The organism is Paracoccus denitrificans, from assembly GCF_900100045.1.
Classification (GTDB): Bacteria; Pseudomonadota; Alphaproteobacteria; order Rhodobacterales; family Rhodobacteraceae; genus Paracoccus; species Paracoccus denitrificans.
Window position 1 is genome coordinate 1 of the sequence record NZ_FNEA01000029.1, and the last position, 19,537, is coordinate 19,537.

General features: G+C 64.7%; 18 protein-coding genes. 7 read left to right on the top strand and 11 right to left on the bottom strand.

What is annotated here, in order from left to right; genetic code table 11:
* A partial coding sequence (locus BLT64_RS20430; RefSeq protein WP_437438288.1) for an AMP-binding enzyme occupies positions 1–246 on the top strand: 246 nt, incomplete at its 5' end.
* A 53-nt stretch (positions 247–299) separates the two neighbouring features.
* Here BLT64_RS20430 and BLT64_RS20435 read toward each other — a convergent pair.
* From BLT64_RS20435 to BLT64_RS20455, 5 genes are all read right to left on the bottom strand, one after another.
* The gene (locus tag BLT64_RS20435) at positions 300–1,295 is read right to left on the bottom strand and encodes an MDR family oxidoreductase (RefSeq protein WP_011747435.1); all 996 of its coding nucleotides are present in this window, start codon (positions 1,293–1,295) and stop codon (positions 300–302) included.
* On the bottom strand, positions 1,292–2,047 hold the full coding sequence (locus tag BLT64_RS20440; RefSeq protein ID WP_011747434.1) for a FadR/GntR family transcriptional regulator: 756 nt from the start codon (positions 2,045–2,047) through the stop codon (positions 1,292–1,294). Before BLT64_RS20440 ends, BLT64_RS20435 begins: the two co-directional genes overlap by 4 nt.
* A gap of 678 nt (positions 2,048–2,725) precedes the next feature.
* Positions 2,726–3,712, bottom strand: a complete 987-nt coding sequence (locus BLT64_RS20445) for a dipeptidase (protein ID WP_041530121.1) — start codon at positions 3,710–3,712, stop codon at positions 2,726–2,728.
* A 69-nt stretch (positions 3,713–3,781) separates the two neighbouring features.
* The gene (locus tag BLT64_RS20450; protein ID WP_011747432.1) at positions 3,782–4,315 is read right to left on the bottom strand and encodes a 4-vinyl reductase; all 534 of its coding nucleotides are present in this window, start codon (positions 4,313–4,315) and stop codon (positions 3,782–3,784) included.
* Positions 4,316–4,394: 79 nt separating this feature from the next.
* The gene (locus BLT64_RS20455) at positions 4,395–5,753 is read right to left on the bottom strand and encodes an MFS transporter (RefSeq protein WP_011747431.1); all 1,359 of its coding nucleotides are present in this window, start codon (positions 5,751–5,753) and stop codon (positions 4,395–4,397) included.
* A gap of 433 nt (positions 5,754–6,186) precedes the next feature.
* Here BLT64_RS20455 and BLT64_RS20460 point away from each other — a divergent pair, with 433 nt between their 5' ends.
* Both BLT64_RS20460 and BLT64_RS20465 read left to right on the top strand, forming a co-directional pair.
* Positions 6,187–7,089 (top strand): LysR family transcriptional regulator, encoded by a 903-nt coding sequence (locus tag BLT64_RS20460; RefSeq protein WP_011747430.1) that lies wholly within the window; start codon positions 6,187–6,189, stop codon positions 7,087–7,089.
* A 119-nt stretch (positions 7,090–7,208) separates the two neighbouring features.
* Entirely contained in the window at positions 7,209–7,646 is a 438-nt protein-coding gene (locus BLT64_RS20465) for a MurR/RpiR family transcriptional regulator (RefSeq protein WP_011747429.1), read from the top strand.
* Positions 7,647–7,763: 117 nt separating this feature from the next.
* On the opposite strand, the gene BLT64_RS20470 is transcribed toward BLT64_RS20465, so the two are convergent.
* The gene (locus BLT64_RS20470; protein ID WP_011747428.1) at positions 7,764–8,924 is read right to left on the bottom strand and encodes an MFS transporter; all 1,161 of its coding nucleotides are present in this window, start codon (positions 8,922–8,924) and stop codon (positions 7,764–7,766) included.
* A gap of 25 nt (positions 8,925–8,949) precedes the next feature.
* Positions 8,950–9,831: a sugar phosphate isomerase/epimerase family protein gene (locus BLT64_RS20475; protein WP_011747427.1), complete on the bottom strand. Its 882-nt coding sequence runs from the start codon at positions 9,829–9,831 to the stop codon at positions 8,950–8,952.
* Between the two features lie 191 nt (positions 9,832–10,022).
* Between BLT64_RS20475 and BLT64_RS20480 the strand changes: the two genes are divergently transcribed.
* Positions 10,023–11,612, top strand: a complete 1,590-nt coding sequence (locus BLT64_RS20480) for a GMC family oxidoreductase (RefSeq protein WP_011747426.1) — start codon at positions 10,023–10,025, stop codon at positions 11,610–11,612.
* 37 nt (positions 11,613–11,649) lie between these two features.
* Positions 11,650–12,009: a hypothetical protein gene (locus tag BLT64_RS20485; protein WP_011747425.1), complete on the top strand. Its 360-nt coding sequence runs from the start codon at positions 11,650–11,652 to the stop codon at positions 12,007–12,009.
* A gap of 20 nt (positions 12,010–12,029) precedes the next feature.
* Here BLT64_RS20485 and BLT64_RS20490 read toward each other — a convergent pair whose 3' ends face one another.
* The 4 genes from BLT64_RS20490 to BLT64_RS20505 form a co-directional block, all read right to left on the bottom strand.
* Entirely contained in the window at positions 12,030–13,031 is a 1,002-nt protein-coding gene (locus BLT64_RS20490; protein WP_011747424.1) for a glycoside hydrolase family 3 N-terminal domain-containing protein, read from the bottom strand.
* Between the two features lie 24 nt (positions 13,032–13,055).
* Complete coding sequence (locus BLT64_RS20495; RefSeq protein ID WP_011747423.1) at positions 13,056–14,423, bottom strand: aspartate ammonia-lyase; 1,368 nt, start codon at positions 14,421–14,423, stop codon at positions 13,056–13,058.
* Positions 14,424–14,442: 19 nt separating this feature from the next.
* Entirely contained in the window at positions 14,443–15,138 is a 696-nt protein-coding gene (locus tag BLT64_RS20500) for a hypothetical protein (RefSeq protein WP_041529815.1), read from the bottom strand.
* 123 nt (positions 15,139–15,261) lie between these two features.
* Positions 15,262–16,104, bottom strand: coding sequence for a helix-turn-helix domain-containing protein (locus tag BLT64_RS20505; protein ID WP_011747421.1), 843 nt, complete (start codon positions 16,102–16,104; stop codon positions 15,262–15,264).
* Between the two features lie 152 nt (positions 16,105–16,256).
* On the opposite strand from BLT64_RS20505, the gene BLT64_RS20510 reads away from it, so the two are divergent.
* Positions 16,257–18,059 carry a thiamine pyrophosphate-binding protein gene (locus BLT64_RS20510; RefSeq protein ID WP_011747420.1) on the top strand — a complete coding sequence of 601 codons (1,803 nt, stop codon included), beginning with the start codon at positions 16,257–16,259 and terminating at the stop codon, positions 18,057–18,059.
* 113 nt (positions 18,060–18,172) lie between these two features.
* Positions 18,173–19,480, top strand: coding sequence for a histidinol dehydrogenase (gene hisD, locus BLT64_RS20515; RefSeq protein WP_011747419.1), 1,308 nt, complete (start codon positions 18,173–18,175; stop codon positions 19,478–19,480).
* The last annotated feature ends 57 nt before the right edge of the window (positions 19,481–19,537 follow it).

Here is a 19,537-nt window from a genome sequence, read left to right on the forward strand (position 1 = left end):
GCGCTTTGCGCCGTGGTCGCCATGCCCAGCGAGAAATGGGGCGAGACCCCCTGCGCCTTCGTGGAGCTGCGCGAGGGCGGCGAGGAGACCGAGCCCGGCCTGATCGCGCATTGCCGCGCCGGGCTTGCGGGCTACAAATGCCCGTCGCGGGTGGTGTTCGGGCCGCTGCCCAAGACCTCGACCGGCAAGATCCAGAAGTTCGCCCTGCGTGCGCGGGCGGCGGAACTGGCGCGGGCAATGACCTGAAGGGCGGGGACCTGAAGGGCCGGATCCGGGCCCTGCCGGTCCCCGCCCCGGCGCTATCCGGCCACGTCGATGACCACCCGGCCCCGGATCCGGCCCCCAACGATGTCCGCCGCAAGCGCAGGCAACTGCGACATCGGTTCGACCCGGGCGATGCTGGCCAGATGCGCCTTGTCCAGATGCGCGGCCAGCGTCGCCCAGGCCCGGTCGCGCCTCGCCTGCGGCGCCATCACGCTGTCGATTCCCAGGAGCGCCACCCCGCGCAGGATATGCGGCATGACCGTCGCCGGAAGGTCAAAGCCGCCTGCCAGCCCGCAGGCCGCGACCGCGCCGCCGTAATTGGTCTGCGCCAGCACATTGGCCAGCGTGGTGGAGCCCACGCTGTCCACCGCCCCCGCCCAGCGTTCCTTTTGCAGCGGGCCGCCCTTTCCGGCCAGCGTAGCGCGATCCACGAAACCCGTGGCACCCAGTCCGGCCAGATAGTCATGCGTCTCGGGCCGGCCGGTGGCGGCGGTGACGGTATAGCCCTTGGCCGCCAGCAGGCTGATCGCCGTCGAGCCGACGCCGCCGGCGGCGCCCGTCACCAGAACCTCGGGGCCACCGGGCTGGATCGCGCCCCAGTCCTCCAGCGCATCGACGCAAAGCGCGGCAGTATAGCCGGCCGTGCCGATGGCCATGGCATCCTGCAACGAAAACCCCTCGGGCAGGCGGGTCAACCATTCGGGCTTGAGGCGCTGGAACCGGCTGTAGCCGCCCCATTCGGTTTCCGACAATCCCCAGCCGTTCACGATCACCTTGTCGCCCGGCTGCCAGCGGTCCGAGCGGCTTTCGACCACCGTGCCGGCAAGATCGATCCCCGCCACCATCGGCAGGCGGCGGGCGATGCGGCCCTTGCCGGTGACTGCCAGCCCGTCCTTGTAGTTCAGGGTCGAATAGGCGACCTCGACCAACACCTCATGGTCGGGCAGCGCGTCGCGGGTCAGGTCGCGAAAGCCGGCCACGGGCTTGCCGTCCCGGTCCTCGATCATAAGCGCGCGGAATGTTTCGGTCATGGGGTTCCTCCTCGGGGTTTGTCGGCATTGCGGCGGGCCAGCGCCTGGTCCAGCAGGGCGCGCATGCCCTCGACATGGTCCCGCATCAGTTGCGCGGCCGTCTCGGCATCGCGGGCGGCGATGGCTGCGCGGATACGCTCATGCGCGGCGACGGTGCGGCGGCGCTCGTGATCGCGATAGATCAGCATGTTGGTGATCGGGATGAAGCTTTCGATCATCGCGTGCATCATCAGTTGCAAGGGGCCGTTGCCCGTGGCCTGCACCACGGCGCGATGAAAGCGGACGTCCGAGGCGCAGAAATCCTCGTCCGACAGGGCCTCGTCCCGCTGCAAGGCGATCTCGGCGGCCATCGCCGCAAGATCGGCATCGCTGCGGTTCTGCGCGGCAAGGCGGCAGCACAGCGCCTCGGTCTGCATCCGCGCCGTCACGATCTCGTCGATGTCGAAACGGCCCATGCCGACCAGCAGCGTCGCCGTGTCGGTGATGCTGCGCGCAGCGCCATCGGCATCCGGACGGTTGACGAAGGTGCCGCCCGCAGGACCGCGGCGCGAGCGAATCAGGTTCTGAGCCGCCAGCACCTTCAGCGCCTCGCGCACCGTGGGGCGAGAGATGGCGAAGCGGCGTGCCAGTTCCTCTTCGGTCGGCAGGCGTTCGTCCACGGCAAGCCGGCCCTCAAGGATGGCGGTGCGGATCAGGTCGGCCACCTGGCGGGCCAGTCCGCCGCGCACGATCTCGTCATATTGCAGGCTCATCGACACCCTCCCGTTTGGCGCAGGGTAGCAGGGCGGCAAAAAACATAAAAGGTCTGACAAATACAACAATGAGCTTCCCCTTCGCCGCAACAGAGGGGAGACGATTGAGAATGAGGCGTGGAACGGTGCGTTCGAACGCTGCCCGGTCACCTTGGAAGAGGCAACCCAGCTTGCCGCCCTTGAGCATCCGGCAACGGCTGCTTCGTCCTCGCCCTTTGTTCGCCATCGCGACCACTGCAAGCTTAGCCGGCTTTCGCCCCAACAACTCTGCGAATCAGAGAGCAAATCGTTCCTTGGAACTGCCATGCGCTACCGAACCTCGCGATGACCGCCGACGTAGTGAGCCGTCTGCTCTCGGGATGCCTGAAATAAACCGATACGGCGTCAAATCCTGCCGACGCCGCCCGTTTGCGGCCATATTAATTTATCCGCCCATGCAGCGCCAAAACCTGTTCGCACAGACCCGCGATCATATGCAGCGCGACAGATATCAGGCGGGAGCCTGCCTGCATTGCGCGCCAACCTACACACACTCTTATAACTCTCTGTGCGTACTGGAATAGGGTCGCACCGCCCTTGTCCGAAGCAAGGGCGGTGCCTTCTGTTGGTGGGCCGGGTGCCGCATTTCGGCGGCAAGGATTATCCCGATGCGTGATCCCGTATTCGTGCTGTTCGTTCTTACTTTCCCCAGACCGTTTGCAGCAGGTTCAACCAGTTCAAACCCAGGATCTTTTCGATCCGTGCCTCGGTCCAGCCGGCATCGGCCATGGCATCCGCGATATTCGGAAAATCCCGAATCTCGCGGAAGCCGGCCGGGTTGATGATCTCGCCAAAGCTGGTCAGGCGGCGGCCAAATCCCTTGTCATGCGTGATCCAGTCGAAGAACGGGCGGTCATAGCCCTGTGTGAAATCGGTGCCGATGCCGACAGCATCCTCGCCCACGATATTGATGACGTAATCCATTGCAGCGATGTAATCGGCAATGGTCGAATTGACGCCATTGGCCAGAAAGGGCGGGAACATCGTCACGCCGACAAAACCACCCTTGTCGACGATATAGCGCAGTTCCTCGTCCGACTTGTTGCGGGGATGCGCCTTCAGCCCCGCGGGCAGACAATGCGAATAGGCAACCGGCACCGTCGAGGTGTCGATCACCTCTCTCGACGTCTTCGGCCCTACATGGCTGAGATCACACAGCATTCCGACTCGGTTCATCTCGGCCACGACCTCGCGCCCGAAATCCGACAGGCCGCTGTCGCGGCTTTCATAGCAGCCGCTGCCGACCCAGTTCTGGGTATTGTACGTCATCTGCGCGATGCCGACACCAAGGGTCTTGAGGATCTCGACATAGCCGATCCTGTCTTCGAAAGCCGAGGTGTTCTGCATGCCCAGAACGATCGCCGTCTTTCCAGAAGCCTTCGCGCGGCGAATATCCGCAACGCTTTCCGCCTTGACGATATGGTCGCCAAATTCACGAAACCAGCGGTTCCATTGCACGATATTGTTGACGGTATCGCTGAAATTCTCCCAGACGCTGCAGGTGCAGTTCGCGGCCGTCAGCCCCGATTGCTGCATTTCTCTGAACAGATCCCCGCCCCATTTCGAGATGATGAGACCGTCGATGACGACTGCATTCTCATAGATCGTGCTGGCCTTGTCCTTCATGACGTTTTCCATTTCGATAAGATATGATGATCGGGCTGCATCGCTTTTTGGGCAGCCCAAGGAGCGCGTTCAGTCCGTCAGGACGCAGGAGACCTCAAAGCGGCATTCGGCGGCGCCCATGGCCGCGCATTGCACCTCGCGACAGGTGATCGCCTGCGGATCGATGCCGCGCATGGCGCAGACAAACTGCATGGCGCCGATCAGGAAGCCCTCGAACATATAGCAGGTGGGCGCGGCCGCCTGCCCTTCCGACTCGAGCACATAGATCGAATCCCTCAGCGTGACCTGGGCCGCCAGTTGGTCCAGGTCCAGTTGCTCGATGGAAAAGCGGCCCCAACCACGTTCCGAAAGCCGCCGCAGATAAAGCGCAAAGACATCGCGCTCGGATGCACCCAGCAGTTCGGATTGGCGCTTGCACCAGAAAAAGGCCGACTTCGCGCCAGAGCGGTCCAGCATCGCCTCATAGGCATCGCGTCCCAGGGTCTTTTCGATTTCCTTGTGCATGTTCACCATGAAATGACGCGGAACATAGACCATGGGCAGGCCGTCGGTGCGCCAGATACCACTGGCTTCGTCCACGTCGATCTGAACAGCGGGCTGCATATCATTCATCCTTGGATCAGGGAGGGTTGGCTTTGGAAAAGGGCGGCCCCCCGGACCAGGACCAAGGGGGCCGGCCGGGTCATCTTGCGGCTTGCTGGGCGGGGTAAAGGGACAGTTCGGCATCCGGCTGGAGCGCGGCATCGTCCATCAGCGAGATCCGCGAGGTTTCGCGCAGGGCCAGCCCGCCGAGGCCCGCCAGAACCGCAATGACCATCAGGTAAAGGGCCGGGGCAAGGTTGTTGCCGGTCGTGTCGATCAGCCAGGTCGCCATCAGCGGGGCGGTGCCGCCGAAGATCGTATATGAGACATTGTAGGTAAAGGTCGAGGCGGTATAGCGGGTCCGCGTGGGAAAGGTCTCGGACAGCAGCGTCGCCGTCACCACATTGGCCGTCAGCGCACCAGTCGCAAGCAGCAGGACACCCGGGATGGCCTTCCACAGCGCGCCAGAGCTGGCCAGCAGATAGGCCGGAACCACCATGACGAACAGCCATGCGCAGACGAAGCGGATCGTGTTGCGCCGGCCGATCCGGTCAGAGATGCGCCCCGCGACCGGACAGAACAGCGCGGCAAAGACCAGGGCGATCATCGTCACCAGCAAGGCACGCGGTCGCGTGAACCCGCCCTCCACCTGCAGATAGGTCGAGAAGTAGGTGGTGAACATGTAGAAGGACAGCGCTGTCAGCGAGATGAACGTCCCCAGCCGCAGCATCGACTGGCTTTGGCTTTTCAGGGTTTCGCGAAGGGGCGAATGGGCATGGGTGTTGTCCTCGGCGGCCATTGCCTTGAAGGCGGGCGTTTCCTCCATGCGCCAGCGCAGATAAAGGCCGACCAGCCCCAGGGGCGCAGCAAGCAGGAAAGGCACGCGCCAGCCCCAGGCGGTCATCGCCTCGGCGGTCAGGCTGCTTTCCAGGGCAAAGACCAGCAGCGCGGCCGAGGCAAAGGCCAGGAAGGTCGATACCGGGATGAAGCTGCCATACCAGCCGCGCCTGTCGTTCGGCGCGTGTTCCATCACATATGCGATTGAACCGGCGTATTCGCCGCCCGCCGAAAAGCCCTGCAGGCAGCGCAGGACGGTCAGCAGGACAGGTGCCGCCATGCCCCAGCTTGCATGGACCGGCAGAAGGCCGATCAAGGTCGTGGCCCCGGCCATCAGCAGGATCGTCAGCGACAGGACCCCCTTGCGGCCCAGCCGGTCACCCAGGACGCCGAAGAAGATCCCTCCCAGCGGGCGCATGGCAAAGGCCACCGCAAAGACCCCGAAAGTCTTGAGCAGCCCCAGGCTGACGCTTTCGCTGGGAAAGAACTGGCTGGCGATGATCGTCGCCAGGAATCCATAGACGGCAAAGTCGAACCATTCGACGAAATTGCCCATCGCGGCAGCGCCGATGACCTTGCGCAGCGCCGGCGCCGATGTCTGATCCTGAAATCGTGCTGTCATGTCTGACCTTTCTTCATTCGAGAAACAAGGACGGAAGGCATCGCGGGGCAGTGACGGCTGGTGCAGATGCGGATGCGCATGCCGGCGCCCCTGCCGCCCCAGGCCATGGAGCGGATCGGCTTGCCTTTGCGAGAAATGGCATCCGTGCCCGAGACAGCGGTCGACGTTCTGCCCGCGGCTTATGACCGAAAGGGGGACCTTTCGGATCGTCTCTAGCTTGCCTCAGCTTGTCGCGCGCAGACATCCGATAACTTGCGCCGGACATGCAGCGATATGTGATCGCCTGTCATTCGTGCACTCCCTGAAGCTGTTGAACTGGTTTTCCCGCAGGTTCTGTCGCCTGCGATACCTGGATGATCCATGGCCGAGCCGTCGTTGTAAAATATCGAATTCGGCATTATTGATAACCAATGAGAATTAATCCGGGCGCCACATGAGCCTTGATCTTCGACATCTGCGGGCCTTCGCCATGCTTGGACAGGAGCTGCATTTTCGCCGCGCCTCGGAAAGCCTGCGCGTGGCGCAGCCCGCGCTGACCAAGACAATCCAGCAGCTGGAGGACCATGTCGGCACGCCGCTTCTGGTGCGCTCGACGCGCCGGGTCGAGCTGACCGAGGCTGGCCGGGTCTTTCTGGCCGAGATCGCGGATGTGACGGCGCGGATTGACCGGGCGGTCGAGCGCGCCCGCAAGGCGGCGCGTGGCGTCCGGGGCGAGTTGCGCATTGCCTATACCGATTTCGCGATCAATGGCGCATTGCCGCATTTCCTGCGCACCTTCAACGAGGCGCATCCCGACATCTACCTTGATCTGATCTTCATGTCGACGATCCATCAACACGAGGCGATCCTGCGCCATCGGATCGACATCGGCTTTCTTTACGGGGTCTCGGACCAGCAGCCGATCAACAGCCTGCCTTTTGACGAGAACGATTACGTTGCCATCCTGCCCGTGAACCACCATCTCGCGAAGCGCGATCAACTGGCGCTGAGCGACCTGAAGGCCGAGAAGTTCGTATTCGGAACGGGCGACAGCTGGATGATCTTTCGCAACCAGGTGTTTGCAGAATGCCGGGCGCGTGGGTTCCTGCCCGAAATATCGCTCGAGGCGACCAACAGCGACGGCATCTTCGGCCTTGTCATCGCCGGGGCCGGTGTCGCGATCTATTCCAGCGCGATCGGCAACATGCCCCGGCAAGGCATCGCGATCCGCCAATTGACCGACATGCCCGCCAAGCTGCCGATCACCGCGGTCTGGGAACGCGGCAATGCTTCGGAAGAGTTAACCGTCTTTCTAAGGTTCCTGCGCCGATTTCGACCCCTGGCCAAAAGCGGATGATCTATTCCTGGGCTCTGATGTCAGCGCCTCGACCAGCAGATTGATAAGTCCTTGCTCACGCGCCGTATTGGCCAATTCGCTGGTCGCGAAGCCGCCTCGTCGGCCTCCAAGGAAAGCACTTGACCAGCGGGGGGTGCGCCGACACCAAGGAATGTGTCGCGTTTCCTAAACGCCAGTCGCCGCTGTCGGCATCAACAAAGGTCGCCGGGCTGATGCGCGCGGGGGCCGAGGATGTGCTGCTGGCGATCTCGATCAACCCCTATGCGCGGCACAGCCTGGAACTGGCCCAGCTCGCGCGGGAAAAGGGCATGGGCGTCGTCGCCATCACCGACAGCGAGGTCTCGCCGCTGAACGGCGTTGCCGACGAGGTGATTCTTTGCGCGACGGAAAGCCCGACCTTCTTTCACACCCTCGCGCCGGCGCTGGCGGTGTCCGAGGTGCTGTGCGGATTGCTGGCGAACCGCGACCGTGCCGCCGCGCTCGAAGCCCTGCAAAAGGCCGACCGCCACCTGCTGGCCCTGAATACCTATTCCAGCGCGATTCCCAGGCGACAATAACCGAAAATTACCGCAGCTGACGGGTGCGTTACGCTCACCGTGCAATTGTCTCAGTGCGGGAACGGTTTCTGCCAGCAGTGATTTTTGCCGAGTGGTTAGAGACCGACCTCGCAGCACCTAGGACAATATCCCCTCCTTGAAATGCCGGCCGAAGAATGCCACCGCCGCGAGACCCACCAGAACCAGTGAAAGGCTCGCCGTCAGGGAAACCGCCTGGGCCAGGAAACCAATCAGTGCCGGACCCAACAGGATTCCGGCATAACCCATCGAAATCACCCGAGACAGCGAACGCCCACCGTCCCTCGCGCCAAGCATACCCGCGGCCGAGAAGATCAGCGGGATGACATTCGCCATCGCCAGTCCGCTGCAGGCAAGCGCCGCAAAGGCCAGATAGACCGAACCAGAAAGCAAGAACGCCGCCATGGATAGCGCCACCGCGGCGACCGAGATCCGAAACAATCGCGATGGGCCTAAAGCGCGGTTGGCCCGGTCCCCCAGCAGCCGGCCCAACAGCATCATGCCCGCAAAGATCGCATATCCGGCCGCACCGATGCTTTCCGATGTGCCGATGACCCGCACCAGATAGACGGCAGCCCAATCCATGATCGCGCCTTCGGCCAGGAAAATCACGAAGGCCAGCGTACCCAGCACCAGCACCGCAATTCCTGGCCTGGCACGGCTTCTGGCGGTCGTGGCATCGTTCGCCGGCTCTGCCACGGCAACAGTCGTGCGGGTGAACGCGGCAACCGCGATCACCACGATCACGCTGCCCGACAGCGACAGGATCGAACCGTTCCCGACGCCGCGATGCGCCAGCGCCGCATAGGTCAGTGCGCCGATCAGCGTGCCAGCGCTGAACATGGCGTGAAACGAGGACATGACTGGCCGCCTTGCGCGCCGTTCAAGATAGGACGCCTGGCTGTTCATCGCCACGTCCAGCGCACCAAAGACGAGACCGGCAAGGCTTGCCAGGATCACCGCGGCGGCCATCTGCGTCACCCAGCCGATGCCAATGATACCCAGCCCGAACAATCCGGCGGCGATTACCGAAAGCCGCTCGGCCCCGATCCTGGCGATCACCGGCGGCGCCTTGGTCATCGCCAGGATAGCGCCGGCCGCGAAGGATAGCAGAACCAGCCCCAGCGCACCTTCATCCAACCCTGCCCGCCGACCCAACGCCGGCAGGTTGGCGCCCCAACTGCCGATGCCAAGGCCACCCGCAAGAAAGCACGCCAACAGGGTGATCCGCTCGCGCTGCGGAAAATCTGTGCCCGCCATTGTGCCACCCTCTGGCCCGGAGACCCTAAAGGACAAGGCGCTCCATAAGCGCCTTCATCCCTGCCGCGACCCTGAAACTGTCGTCCTGATGCTGCCTGCGGCAGAACAACTCGCCGCTCCACCAGCCGACATAGCCCGTCGCCTTCACCGCATCCACCCATTCCTGAAGGTTCAGCACACCGCCGCCGGTGGGCACGTCGCGCAGCACCGCCTCGTCCGGGATGCCGCCGTCGTGGCGCAGCGAATCGCAGACATGCACGCCATAGATCGCATTCCTGTCGATCCGTGCGATCCGCTCGGGCGTATCCCCCGAGACATAGCAGTGCCAGAAATCCACCACCATCTTCACATTGGACCGTCCCGCCCGGTCGATCAGTTCCAGCTGGTCCGAGACGGTGTTTAGCGGGCACCAGCCAAGCGCTTCAAAATAAAGGATCAGCCCCCTCTCGGCGGCCATGTCGGCCAGCCGGGCCAGGTTGCGGGCGGTGATCCGCATCTGCTCGTCGCGAGGCAGGCCAAGGACGCCGGAATAGCCGGTCACCGGCCGGCCCGCGGCATGCGCCCTGACCGTGGCGACCGAGACCGGGCCCGTAATCGCCTGCACGGCCTTCGCCCCCGCGATCTGCGCCAGATGGAAAAGTTCGCCGGCATCCCGCCACAGCGACTCTTCGGCCCCGCCGTGCCGCTCGATATCCATCAGGAAGCCGGTGCCCGGAATGTCGTAACCGCGCAGGCGCTCGACCAAGTCGGCCTCGGTCCATCCGGCGGCAAGGAAGGCGCGCATCTTGGCGGCCGAGATCTCGATGCCGTCATAACCCAGATCGGCGGCGATCTTCAGGTCCATCGCCATGGGTGCGTCCTTGGCGATCAGGGAATGGAGGACGATTGTCTGGCGTTCGACGGACATGGGTTTTCCTTTCCTGGGATATACGGAGTTTCCGCGCGAGCCGTCGCCACGGCAATTGCGCAGTCCCATGAATTCTTGCGCAACCTGACGCAATCGCCACGCGCTGTTGCGTCACCTGCATCACGCTTGCGAAATTGCCAACCCCACCGCCGCTCGGCTTACTGCATCGACAGGCCGGAAGGAGATACGGGATGGACTGGGCGGATTACGTCATCGTCGGCGGAGGATCGACTGGCTGCGTCATGGCGTCGCGTCTCAGCGAGGACGCCGATACCCAGGTCGTCCTGCTGGAGGGAGGCCCGCGCGACCGGAACCCCTATATCCACATCCCCGGCGCCTATTACAAAACCGCGCAGGGTCCGTTGCTCAAGCGCTTCCCCTGGGAGCCGACGGATGGGCAGAATCGCACGGAGCAGCCGACGATGGTGCAGGCCAGCGTGTTGGGCGGCGGCTCTTCGGTCAATGCGATGATCTATGTCCGGGGCAATCCAGACGATTACGCGACATGGGAAAACCTGGGGGCGTCCGGCTGGGGTTATCAGGACGTCCTGCCCTATTTCCGCAAGGCCGAGAACAACAACCGCTTCTGCAACGAGGCCCACGGCATCGACGGGCCCCTGGGGGTCTCGGACATCGACCATATCCATCCGCTGACCCGCGCCTGGCTGCAAGCTTGCCAGCAAAAGGGACTGCCGCTGAACCCGGATTTCAACTCGGGCGATCAGGCCGGCTGCGGGCTCTACCAGATCACCGCGCGGAACGGACGCCGCAGCAGCGCGGCAGTCGCCTATCTGAAGCCCGCGCGCAAACGCAGGAACCTCTCGGTGCGCACCGGGGCGCGGGTGCTGCGCGTGCTGGTCGAGAACGGTCGCGCTACGGGTGTCGAATATGTCGCCAAGGGTCGGACCCGGACGATCCGCGCCCGGCGCGAGGTCATCCTGTCGGCGGGCGGAATCAATACGCCCAAGCTCCTGATGCTGTCCGGCATCGGTCCGGCGGACGAACTGCGCCGCCATGGAATCGAAGTCGTCCACGACCTGCCGGGCGTCGGGCAGAACCTTCAGGACCATATCGAGATTTCGCTGATCTATCAGCTCAATGGTCCGCACAGCTACGACAAGTACAAGAAGCTGCACTGGAAGGCGCTGGCGGGGCTGAACTACCTGCTGTTCAAGGGTGGCCCGGCTTCCTCCAACCTGATCGAGGGCGGCGCCTTCTGGTGGGCCGACCGGGCGGAAAAGCGTCCCGATGTGCAATATTTCATGGTCGTCGGCGCGGGGGTCGAGGAAGGGGTCGAAGCCGTGCCAGGCGGCAATGGCTGCACGATCAACCTTGGCCAGATCCGCCCGCGCTCGCGCGGCGAAGTGCGGCTGACCAGCGCGGATCCCGCCGCCTTCCCCCGCGTGATCCCGAATTATTTCAGCGATCCCCATGATCTGGAAACCATCACCGACGGCGCCATGTTCGCGCTGGAGGTGATGGAGCAATCCGCGATCAGCCGCTATGTCGAGCGCCGCCAATTGCCCGAGGCCGGGCCCGTCACCCGCGATCAGATCCGGCGCTTCTGCCAGACCACGGCCCATGCGGCTTTGCACCCGGCGGGCACCTGCCGGGCCGGAGTGGATGACATGGCGGTCGTCGATCCGCAATTGCGCGTCCATGGCATCGAGGGGCTGAGGGTCGCCGATGCCTCGATCATGCCGACGCTGATCTCGGGCAACCCGAACGCGGTCTGCATCATGATCGGCGAGAAGCTGTCGGACATGATGCGGCGCAGCTGACGGCGGCGTTTCTCGGCGCCTCCCTGAGGAGAGATACATGGCCAAAACCGGCAACCTCGCCGACCTGGCCACGGGCAAGGACGAGGCGATCATTGCCGATCTTTCCTGGGGCGGCCAGACCACGCTGAACGGCGGCTTCTTTCACGAACTGCCACTGATGTCGGCGGCAGGGGCCATTGCCTCCTACCCGGGGCCGTTGCGCGTCATCATGGGCCCGAAGGAAACCATCGTCACCCCGCAGCCCATCTCCGGCAACCAGTTGCTGCAATATCGCGAGGGAACCAAGGATCTGATGGTGCTGGAACCCGACCACGATTTCGGTGCCGGCACCTCGACCGGCCTGGCAGAGAAGGAACTGGCTCCAGAAACCGTCGAATGGTTCAGAAACAGCCTGTAACCCGCCGGCGCATCCAGCCTTTAACCCATGCTGTCGGCAAGCGCGCGGACGCGGGCGGCGGCTTCCGTCAGGCGCTCATCGGGCAGGCTGCCTTCGGCGACGGCCGACAGGATGCGGGTGCGGACCTGTTCCAGATCGTTCGCCGCCGACAAAAGCAGCAGGTCGGACCCTGCGCGCAAGGCCTCGACCGCCGCCGTCGGGACGTCGCGCTGGCCGCGCAGGGTGCCGGCGGCGTCGAGGTCGTCGCTGACCACCAGCCCGGTGAAACCCAGCCCCCGCAGCGCGGCGATGGTGGTGGCAGAAAGCGACGAGGGCATCGTGGCGTCCATCCCCGGCACCAGCGCCGGTCCGGTCATCACCGCGCGCGCACCCGCGGCGATGGCCGCGCGAAAGGGGACCATGCCGGGCGCCAGCGCGTCGGCCCCGCCGCTGACCGTGGCCGCATCCACCGCCGGATCCCCGTCGATGTCGTGATGGCCGGGGAAATGCTTGGCGGTGGCGACGACGCCCGCCGCCTCGACGCCGCGGATAAAGGCGCAGCCGATCCGCGCCACCTCGACCGCATCGGTGCCCAATGTCCGGCCCTGCAGCCAGGGATTGTGCCCGGTCACCACGTCGATGACCGGCGACAGAAACATGGTCACGCCCATTCCGCGCGCCGCCTGGGCCATGCGGAACGCGACCCGCTCGATCTCTTCCGAGGCCATGGCGTGCAGCGCCTCGTTGTCGGGCAGTTGCGGCACCAGCCCGTGCAGCCGGCGGATGCCCGAGGGCTCCTGATCCAGCGCCACCAGCGCCGGGCCGGCAAGGCCGGTGATCCGGCCGGTCAGTGCGCGCAACTTGTCGGCGCTTTCGCCCCGGCGGCGGGCGTCCGACATGCTGCGCGCGACATATTCCGCCCGCGTTTCGCCCATCAGAAGGGCGCGGCCGCCCTGATCCAGGAAACGCGCCAGCGGATCGGTCAGCACCAGATCGTCGATCGCCGGCAGCAGCACGGCATAGGCATCGGCCTTGAGGCTCATGTCAGGTTCCTTTGCGAGTTGGGGTCAGTCGGCCGGATCGCCCGAGGCAAGGCCCTGTCCGCGCAAGAGCGCGCCCAGATCCTCGCCCCTAGCGACCGCCTCGGAGATATCGGCGGCGGCGGCGCGCCCGACCAGGGGCACCAGCCCGGCGGCAAGGGTGCCGGGTGCCGACAGATTGCCGGCGCATGCCTCGGGCGCTGCCCGAATGTCCTGCACGCAGCGTTCGGCAAAGATGCGGGCGGCGCTCTCGATCATGCCCAGGCTGGTCAGCAGGCAATGCGCCATCAGCGGCTCGAAGGCGTTGCGCTGCAACTGCCCGGCCTCGGCCGCCATACCAACGGCGACATCGGCCCCGGCAACGTGAAAGGCAACCTGGCTGACCATTTCCGGGATCACGGGATTGACCTTGCCCGCGATCAGCGGCGACCCGGGCTGGACGGCGGGAAGGGAGATCTCGCCGATGCCGCCGCGCGGGCCGCTGGACAGCAGGCGCAGGTCGTTGGCGATCTTGGAAAGCGTCACCGCGATGCCGCGCAAGAGCGATGAGAACTGCACCAGGCCAGCGCTGTTCCAGGCCGCACAGACCAGATCGTCGTCGCGGCGCAGGGGCAGTTCGGTCAGGCGCTGCAACTCGGCGATCACCGTCTCGGCGAAATCCGGCTGCGCGGCCAGGCCGGTGCCGACCATGGTGCCGCCCAGGTTCAGCCCCGCCAGGCCTTGCGAGGCCGGCCAGATCCGTGCCGCCTCGTGCCGCAGCGCGGTCGAGAAGGCGTGGAATTCTTCGCCCAGGGTCATCGGCGCCGCGTCCTGCAGATGGGTGCGCGCCAGCTTGAGGATGCCGCCGAACTCCTGCGCCTTTCCGGCAAAGGCTTCGGCCAGCGCCAGCAGAGCCCGTTCCAGCCCCGGCGCACCCTGCATCAGCGCGATGCGCAGCGCCGTCGCATGCACGTCGGTGGTGGATTGCGAGCGGTTGACGTCGCGGATCGGGTGCAGGTGCTCATACTGGCCGCAGGCGCGGCCCATCAGCTCCAGCCCGCGATTGGCGATCACCTCGTTCAGGTTCATGTGGCTGGAGGTGCCGCCGCCGCCCTGGAACACGTCGATGACGAAATGACCGGCATGCTGGCCGGCCATCAACTCGTCGCAGACCCGGCCGATCACCTCGGCCTTGCGCGCCGACAGCTTGCCCAGCCGGTAATTCGCCGCTGCTGCCGCCTTTTTCGTCAGCGCCATGGCGCGGATCAGCGGCGCCAGCGACCCGATCTTCATGCCCGAGACCGGGAAGTTCTCGGCCGCGCGCAGCGTGTTGATGCCATAGAGCGCCTCGCCCGGCAGCCGGCGGCTGCCCAGTTCATCGCTTTCGATGCGGGTCCAGGATTCGCCGGAAATCATTGCGCCTTCTTGGTGCCTGTCAGCCCTTGGGGTGCAGTTCGACCGCCAGCCAGACGGAATCGGTGTCGGCGTAGTAGCGGTGCCATGGATAGGTCCATTGGTTCGGGCCGGTCACCCGGCAGAACGGATCATGCGAATAGCCGGTCGGCATGATCACATCCTCGTAGAGGGTATTCTCGTCGCGTTCGGCGAATTTCTGCATCCGGCCGAGGCCGTGGATCTGGGTATGCACCTCAAGAAAGGGATGCTCGTTATGGATGAAGCAATCCGTATCGCCCGGCGACCACCACAGGTTCAGCTTCAGCTCGAACTCCTGCGGTTCCTCGGCCGTGCGGCGTTCGTTGGTAAAGACATGGGGGTCGGTCGTGACCAGGCCGATGCTGTCCTGGGCCGAGATGAACAGCGGCGTGTCGCGCGGAAAGCTCTTGATCCGGTTGCCGAGCCAGTCCCAGCCGCGGAACATGCAGCCACCAAGGTTTGTGGGCTTGAGCACCTTGATGATCGCTGCCCGCTCGCCCGAGCGAATCGTCCCGCCCCTGAGCCAGGTCGACTTCCACGCCGGGACGATGCCGGGGTGATCGGTGCCGGTCACCAGCGGTTCGGGCGACAGGTTGACGACGACGGCGTCCTCGACCAGGTAATCCTTAGGGCTTTCAATAAGCTGCGCCTTGATGAACTCGTCGGCAAAGGCAAGGTCGCGGATCTGGTTGTGCATGGTGATGTCCCCGAGGATGTTGGATATGGCGCAAGGACAGCACGGAAAGACCTTCCAGACCATTGCGCGACCACCGCAAAACTGACGCAGACTGGCGCAGTTCCGGGCATCGCGTGCGTCGGTTCAGACCGGCTTGATCATGTCGGGGCTTTCGCCCAGATATTCGCGCGCCTCGCGGGGGATCGAGGCGTCGTTCATGTCCAGCGTCGTGGTCGCCTGCAGTTCCGCCCGGCTCAGCAAACCGGGGCGGCGGTAATGCAGCACCGCGCGGGTCGAGAAGGGCTGGCGAAACATCGTCGCCGCGACACCGCTGACGATGCCGAACATGAAGCGCTTGGCGCTGCGCTGCACGGTCGAGAAGATGCCAAAGGTGAATTCGTTGCGCTGCACCGTCTCGAAGTCGATGGTGAAGACGCGGTCCTCTACCGGGAAGGTGAAGCCGTGATACTTGAAGATGTATTCGGTGCGCGACGGGTCGTCGTAGCTGGGAAAACGCTCGACGTAATAGTGGTTCAGGAAATCTCCGCTTTGGAAGATGCAGAAGGCCGAGCGCAGGATCTTGCGCGCGTAGATCGAGGAATACTGGTAGCGGTCATAGCAGCCGACATATTCCCCCATGTCGATCTTGGTCGAGACCGCCACCGTATCGAGAAAGCGCGCGACCTGCGGCGCCCGGCGCAGATGGTCCAGCACGTCGAAGAAGTTGCCGTCGACCAGAGCGCGGAAACGCTCATGTTCGCTGAACAGGATGTCGGGGCCGAGGCCGAAGAAATTCGCGATCAGGCGTGTGTTGCCCGACGAGGGCATGTGGCGGCCCGACAGGTATTTGTTGAACTGCTGCCGATTGATGCCGAGCTTGCGGCAGATCTGCGAGATCGAGCCCTGCCGGTCGCAAAGCAGGCGCAGGTTTGCGGCGAAATTCGCCATGCGGCCGGCGGGGTCGTGGGTAAGGTCTGACCGGGTCATCTCCAGATCCTTGCGCAGACCGTGCGTCAGTCTGCGTCATGAAACGAATGAATGCGAAATTGCGACAAACTCGTCAAGGCCGCAGCATGCTGGCAGTTGAACGCAGATTTGCACCGCCATGCCAAGGGTGCAGCAACCAGACGGGGAATCTCATGAAGCTTACCGGTGGACAAGTCGTAGCGCGTGCGCTCAGGGAATACGGCGTCGAATATGTCGCGGGCGTGCCGGGCCACGGCATCTGGTCGCTGTTCGACGCCTTCCTGCAGGAAGGCTCCGAGATCCCCTTCATCCAGGTCATGCACGAGCAGAGTGCCGTCCATATGGCGGATGGTTATTTCCGCGCCTGCGGCAAGCCGATGGCCTGCTCGACCTCGGTCGGGCCGGGGGCGGCGAACACGATCATCGGCCTGGCGACCGCCTATACCGATTCGACGGCGGTGTTCTATGTCTCCGGCTCGCCCCAGACCTACATGCAGGGCCACGGCACCATGCAGGAGATCGAGCGTCGGCAGGACAACGCCTTCCCGCGCATCACCGAACAGGTGACCAAGCGCGCCTGGCAGGCCCATTCGGTCAGGACGCTGCCCTCGATCATGCACCGCGCCTTCAGCGAAATGCTGACCGGCCGCCCCGGCCCGGTTCATGTCGAGGTCCCGATGGACGTTCAGGTCGAGGCCGAGGAGGTCACCATCCATCCGCTGGACAAGCGCCTGCCCGTCGGCGTCGCTTATCCCGATCCCAAGGCGATCGAGGCGGCCGCCAAGGTGCTGTTGTCGGCCCGCCGCCCGGTGATCGTCGCCGGCGGCGGGGCGATCACGGCAAACGCCACGCAAGAGTTGACCGCGCTGGCCGAAAAGCTGGGCGCGGCCGTGTCGATCACCTGGAACGGCAAGGGGGCCATCGCCGAGGACAACGAGTTGTTCATCGGCGCCGTCGGCCAGACCGGCACCACCTGCGGCAACCAGATCACCGCCTCGGCCGATGTGGTGGTCTCGGTGGGCTGCCGCTTCACCGACTGGTCGGCCTCGTCCTATGCCAAGGGCGTGTCCTTCAGCTTCCCGCCCGGCAAGCTGATCCATATCGACCTGGACCCGCGCGAGATCGGCAAGACCTATCCGACCGAGGTCGGCATCGTCTCGGACGCGAAGATCGCGCTTGGCCAGCTGCTGGAGGCGATCGGCGATGCCGACGCTGCTGCACTGCGCGACCGCAACGCCGATTTCCACGCCGATGTGCACAAGGCCAAGGCAGATTGGCGCGCACAGGTCGAACCGCGCGAAAGCAGCCGCGAGACCCCCTTTACCTCGCAGCGGCCGCTGGTCGCGCTGCGCAAGGTGCTGCCGCGCGACGGGATCGTCGTGGTCGGCTCGGGCAACACCCAAGGCTCGGTCAAGCAGAGCTTCCCGGTCTATGAGCCGCGCACGCATCTGACCTCGGGTTCCTATTCGCCGATGGGCTGGGCGGTGCCGGCGGCCATGGGCGCCAAGCTGGCCTGTCCGGAAAAGAAGGTCGTGGCCATCGTCGGCGACGGCGACTTCATGATGTCCTTGCCGGAAATGGGCACCGCCGTGATGAACGGCATCAATGTGGTGTTCCTGGTGCTGAACAACCAGGGCTACATGTCGATCCGCGGCGGCCAGCGGAAGTTCATGGGTCGTCACATCGCGTCCGAGTTCAATCGCCATGCCGGTAACGGCGAGCCTTATTCTGCCGATCTTACCGCCACCGCCAAGGCCTTTGGCCTGGAGGCCTGGAAAGTGGAGAAGGACGAAGATCTGGAATCGACGCTGGAAAAAGCGCTGAACACCGACGGCCCGACGCTGGTCGAGGTGATCGTGTCGCGCGACGCCGCCGGCCCCTTCGCCACCGGCTGGTGGGATTTCCCCTCGCCCGCCTATTACGAAAAAGAGCAGGAAGCCTATGCCGAGATGCGCGCGAAAGAGCAGATGCTCTGAACGCGCGGCGGGGGAGGCACGCCGCCCCCGCATCCCACCTTTCCTGCCCTCACCCCTTTTTCCGAAACCAGCACGGGTGGCCGCGAGGCTTCACCCCCAGAGGTAGATTTGCCATGATCCGGCATGTGAAGACCCCGCGCCTGCAGCAGGGCGACCAGACCGACCCCGCCGTCACCGAAGCCGTCGAGAAGCTGCTGGCGCAGGTCGCCGAGGGTGGCGACAAGGCCGTGCGCGAGCTCAGCGTCAGGTTCGACGGGCTCGACCGCGACAGCTATCGGCTGACCGAGGCCGAGATCGCCGCCTGCATCGACGGGCTGAGCGCGCAGGAACGCCACGACCTGGACTTCGCACAGGAACAGATCCGCAATTTCACGCAGGCGCAGCGCGACACCATGCTGGACCTTGAGGTCGAGCCGCTGCCGGGCGTCATCCTGGGCCACAGGAACGTGCCGATCCAGAATGTCGGCTGCTATGTCCCGGGCGGGAAATATCCGCTGCTGGCCTCGGCGCATATGACCGTGCTGACCGCCAAGGTCGCGGGCTGCCAGCGCGTCATCACCTGCGCCCCGCCCTTCAAGGGCAGGATCGCCGACAAGATCGTGGCCGCCCAGGCGCTGGCCGGCGCGGACGAGATCTATTGTCTAGGCGGCGTGCAGGCCATCGCCGCCATGGGCTACGGCACCGAGACCATCGCCCCGGTGGACATGCTGGCCGGTCCCGGCAACGCCTATGTCGCCGAGGCCAAGCGATTGCTCTTCGGCAAGGTCGGCATCGACCTGTTCGCCGGCCCGACCGAGACGCTGGTCATCGCCGACGACAGCGTGGACGGCGAGATCTGCGCCACCGACCTGCTGGGCCAGGCCGAGCACGGCCCGAACTCGCCGGCGGTGATGATCACCAATTCGGAAAAGCTGGCCCGCGACACGCTGCGCGAGATCGAGCGGCTGCTGCAACTGTTGCCCACCGCAGAGATCGCCCGCAAGGCATGGGTGGATTACGGCGAAATCATCCTGTGCGACACGCTGGACGAGATGGTGGCCGAGGGTGATCGCCTGGCCTCGGAACATGTGCAGGTGATGACCGCCGATCCCGACCATTTCCTGAACAACATGACGAACTATGGCGCGCTGTTCCTTGGCGCGCGCACCAATGTCGCCTTCGGGGACAAGGTGATCGGCACCAACCACACGCTGCCGACATTGCGGGCCGCGCGCTATACCGGCGGGCTGTGGGTCGGGAAGTTCCTCAAGACCTGCACCTATCAGAAGATCCTTACCGACGAAGCCTCGGCCATGATCGGCGCCTATGCGTCGCGCCTGTGCCACATGGAAGGCTTCGTCGGCCATGCCGAACAAGCCAATATCCGTGTCCGCCGTTTTGGCGGCCGAAACGTGGAATACGGCGCCGCCGTCCAGGCCTGAAACCGACCGGCCCGAGACGAGCGGCACGCCACCGAGCCTTCACCCCACCGACAACAG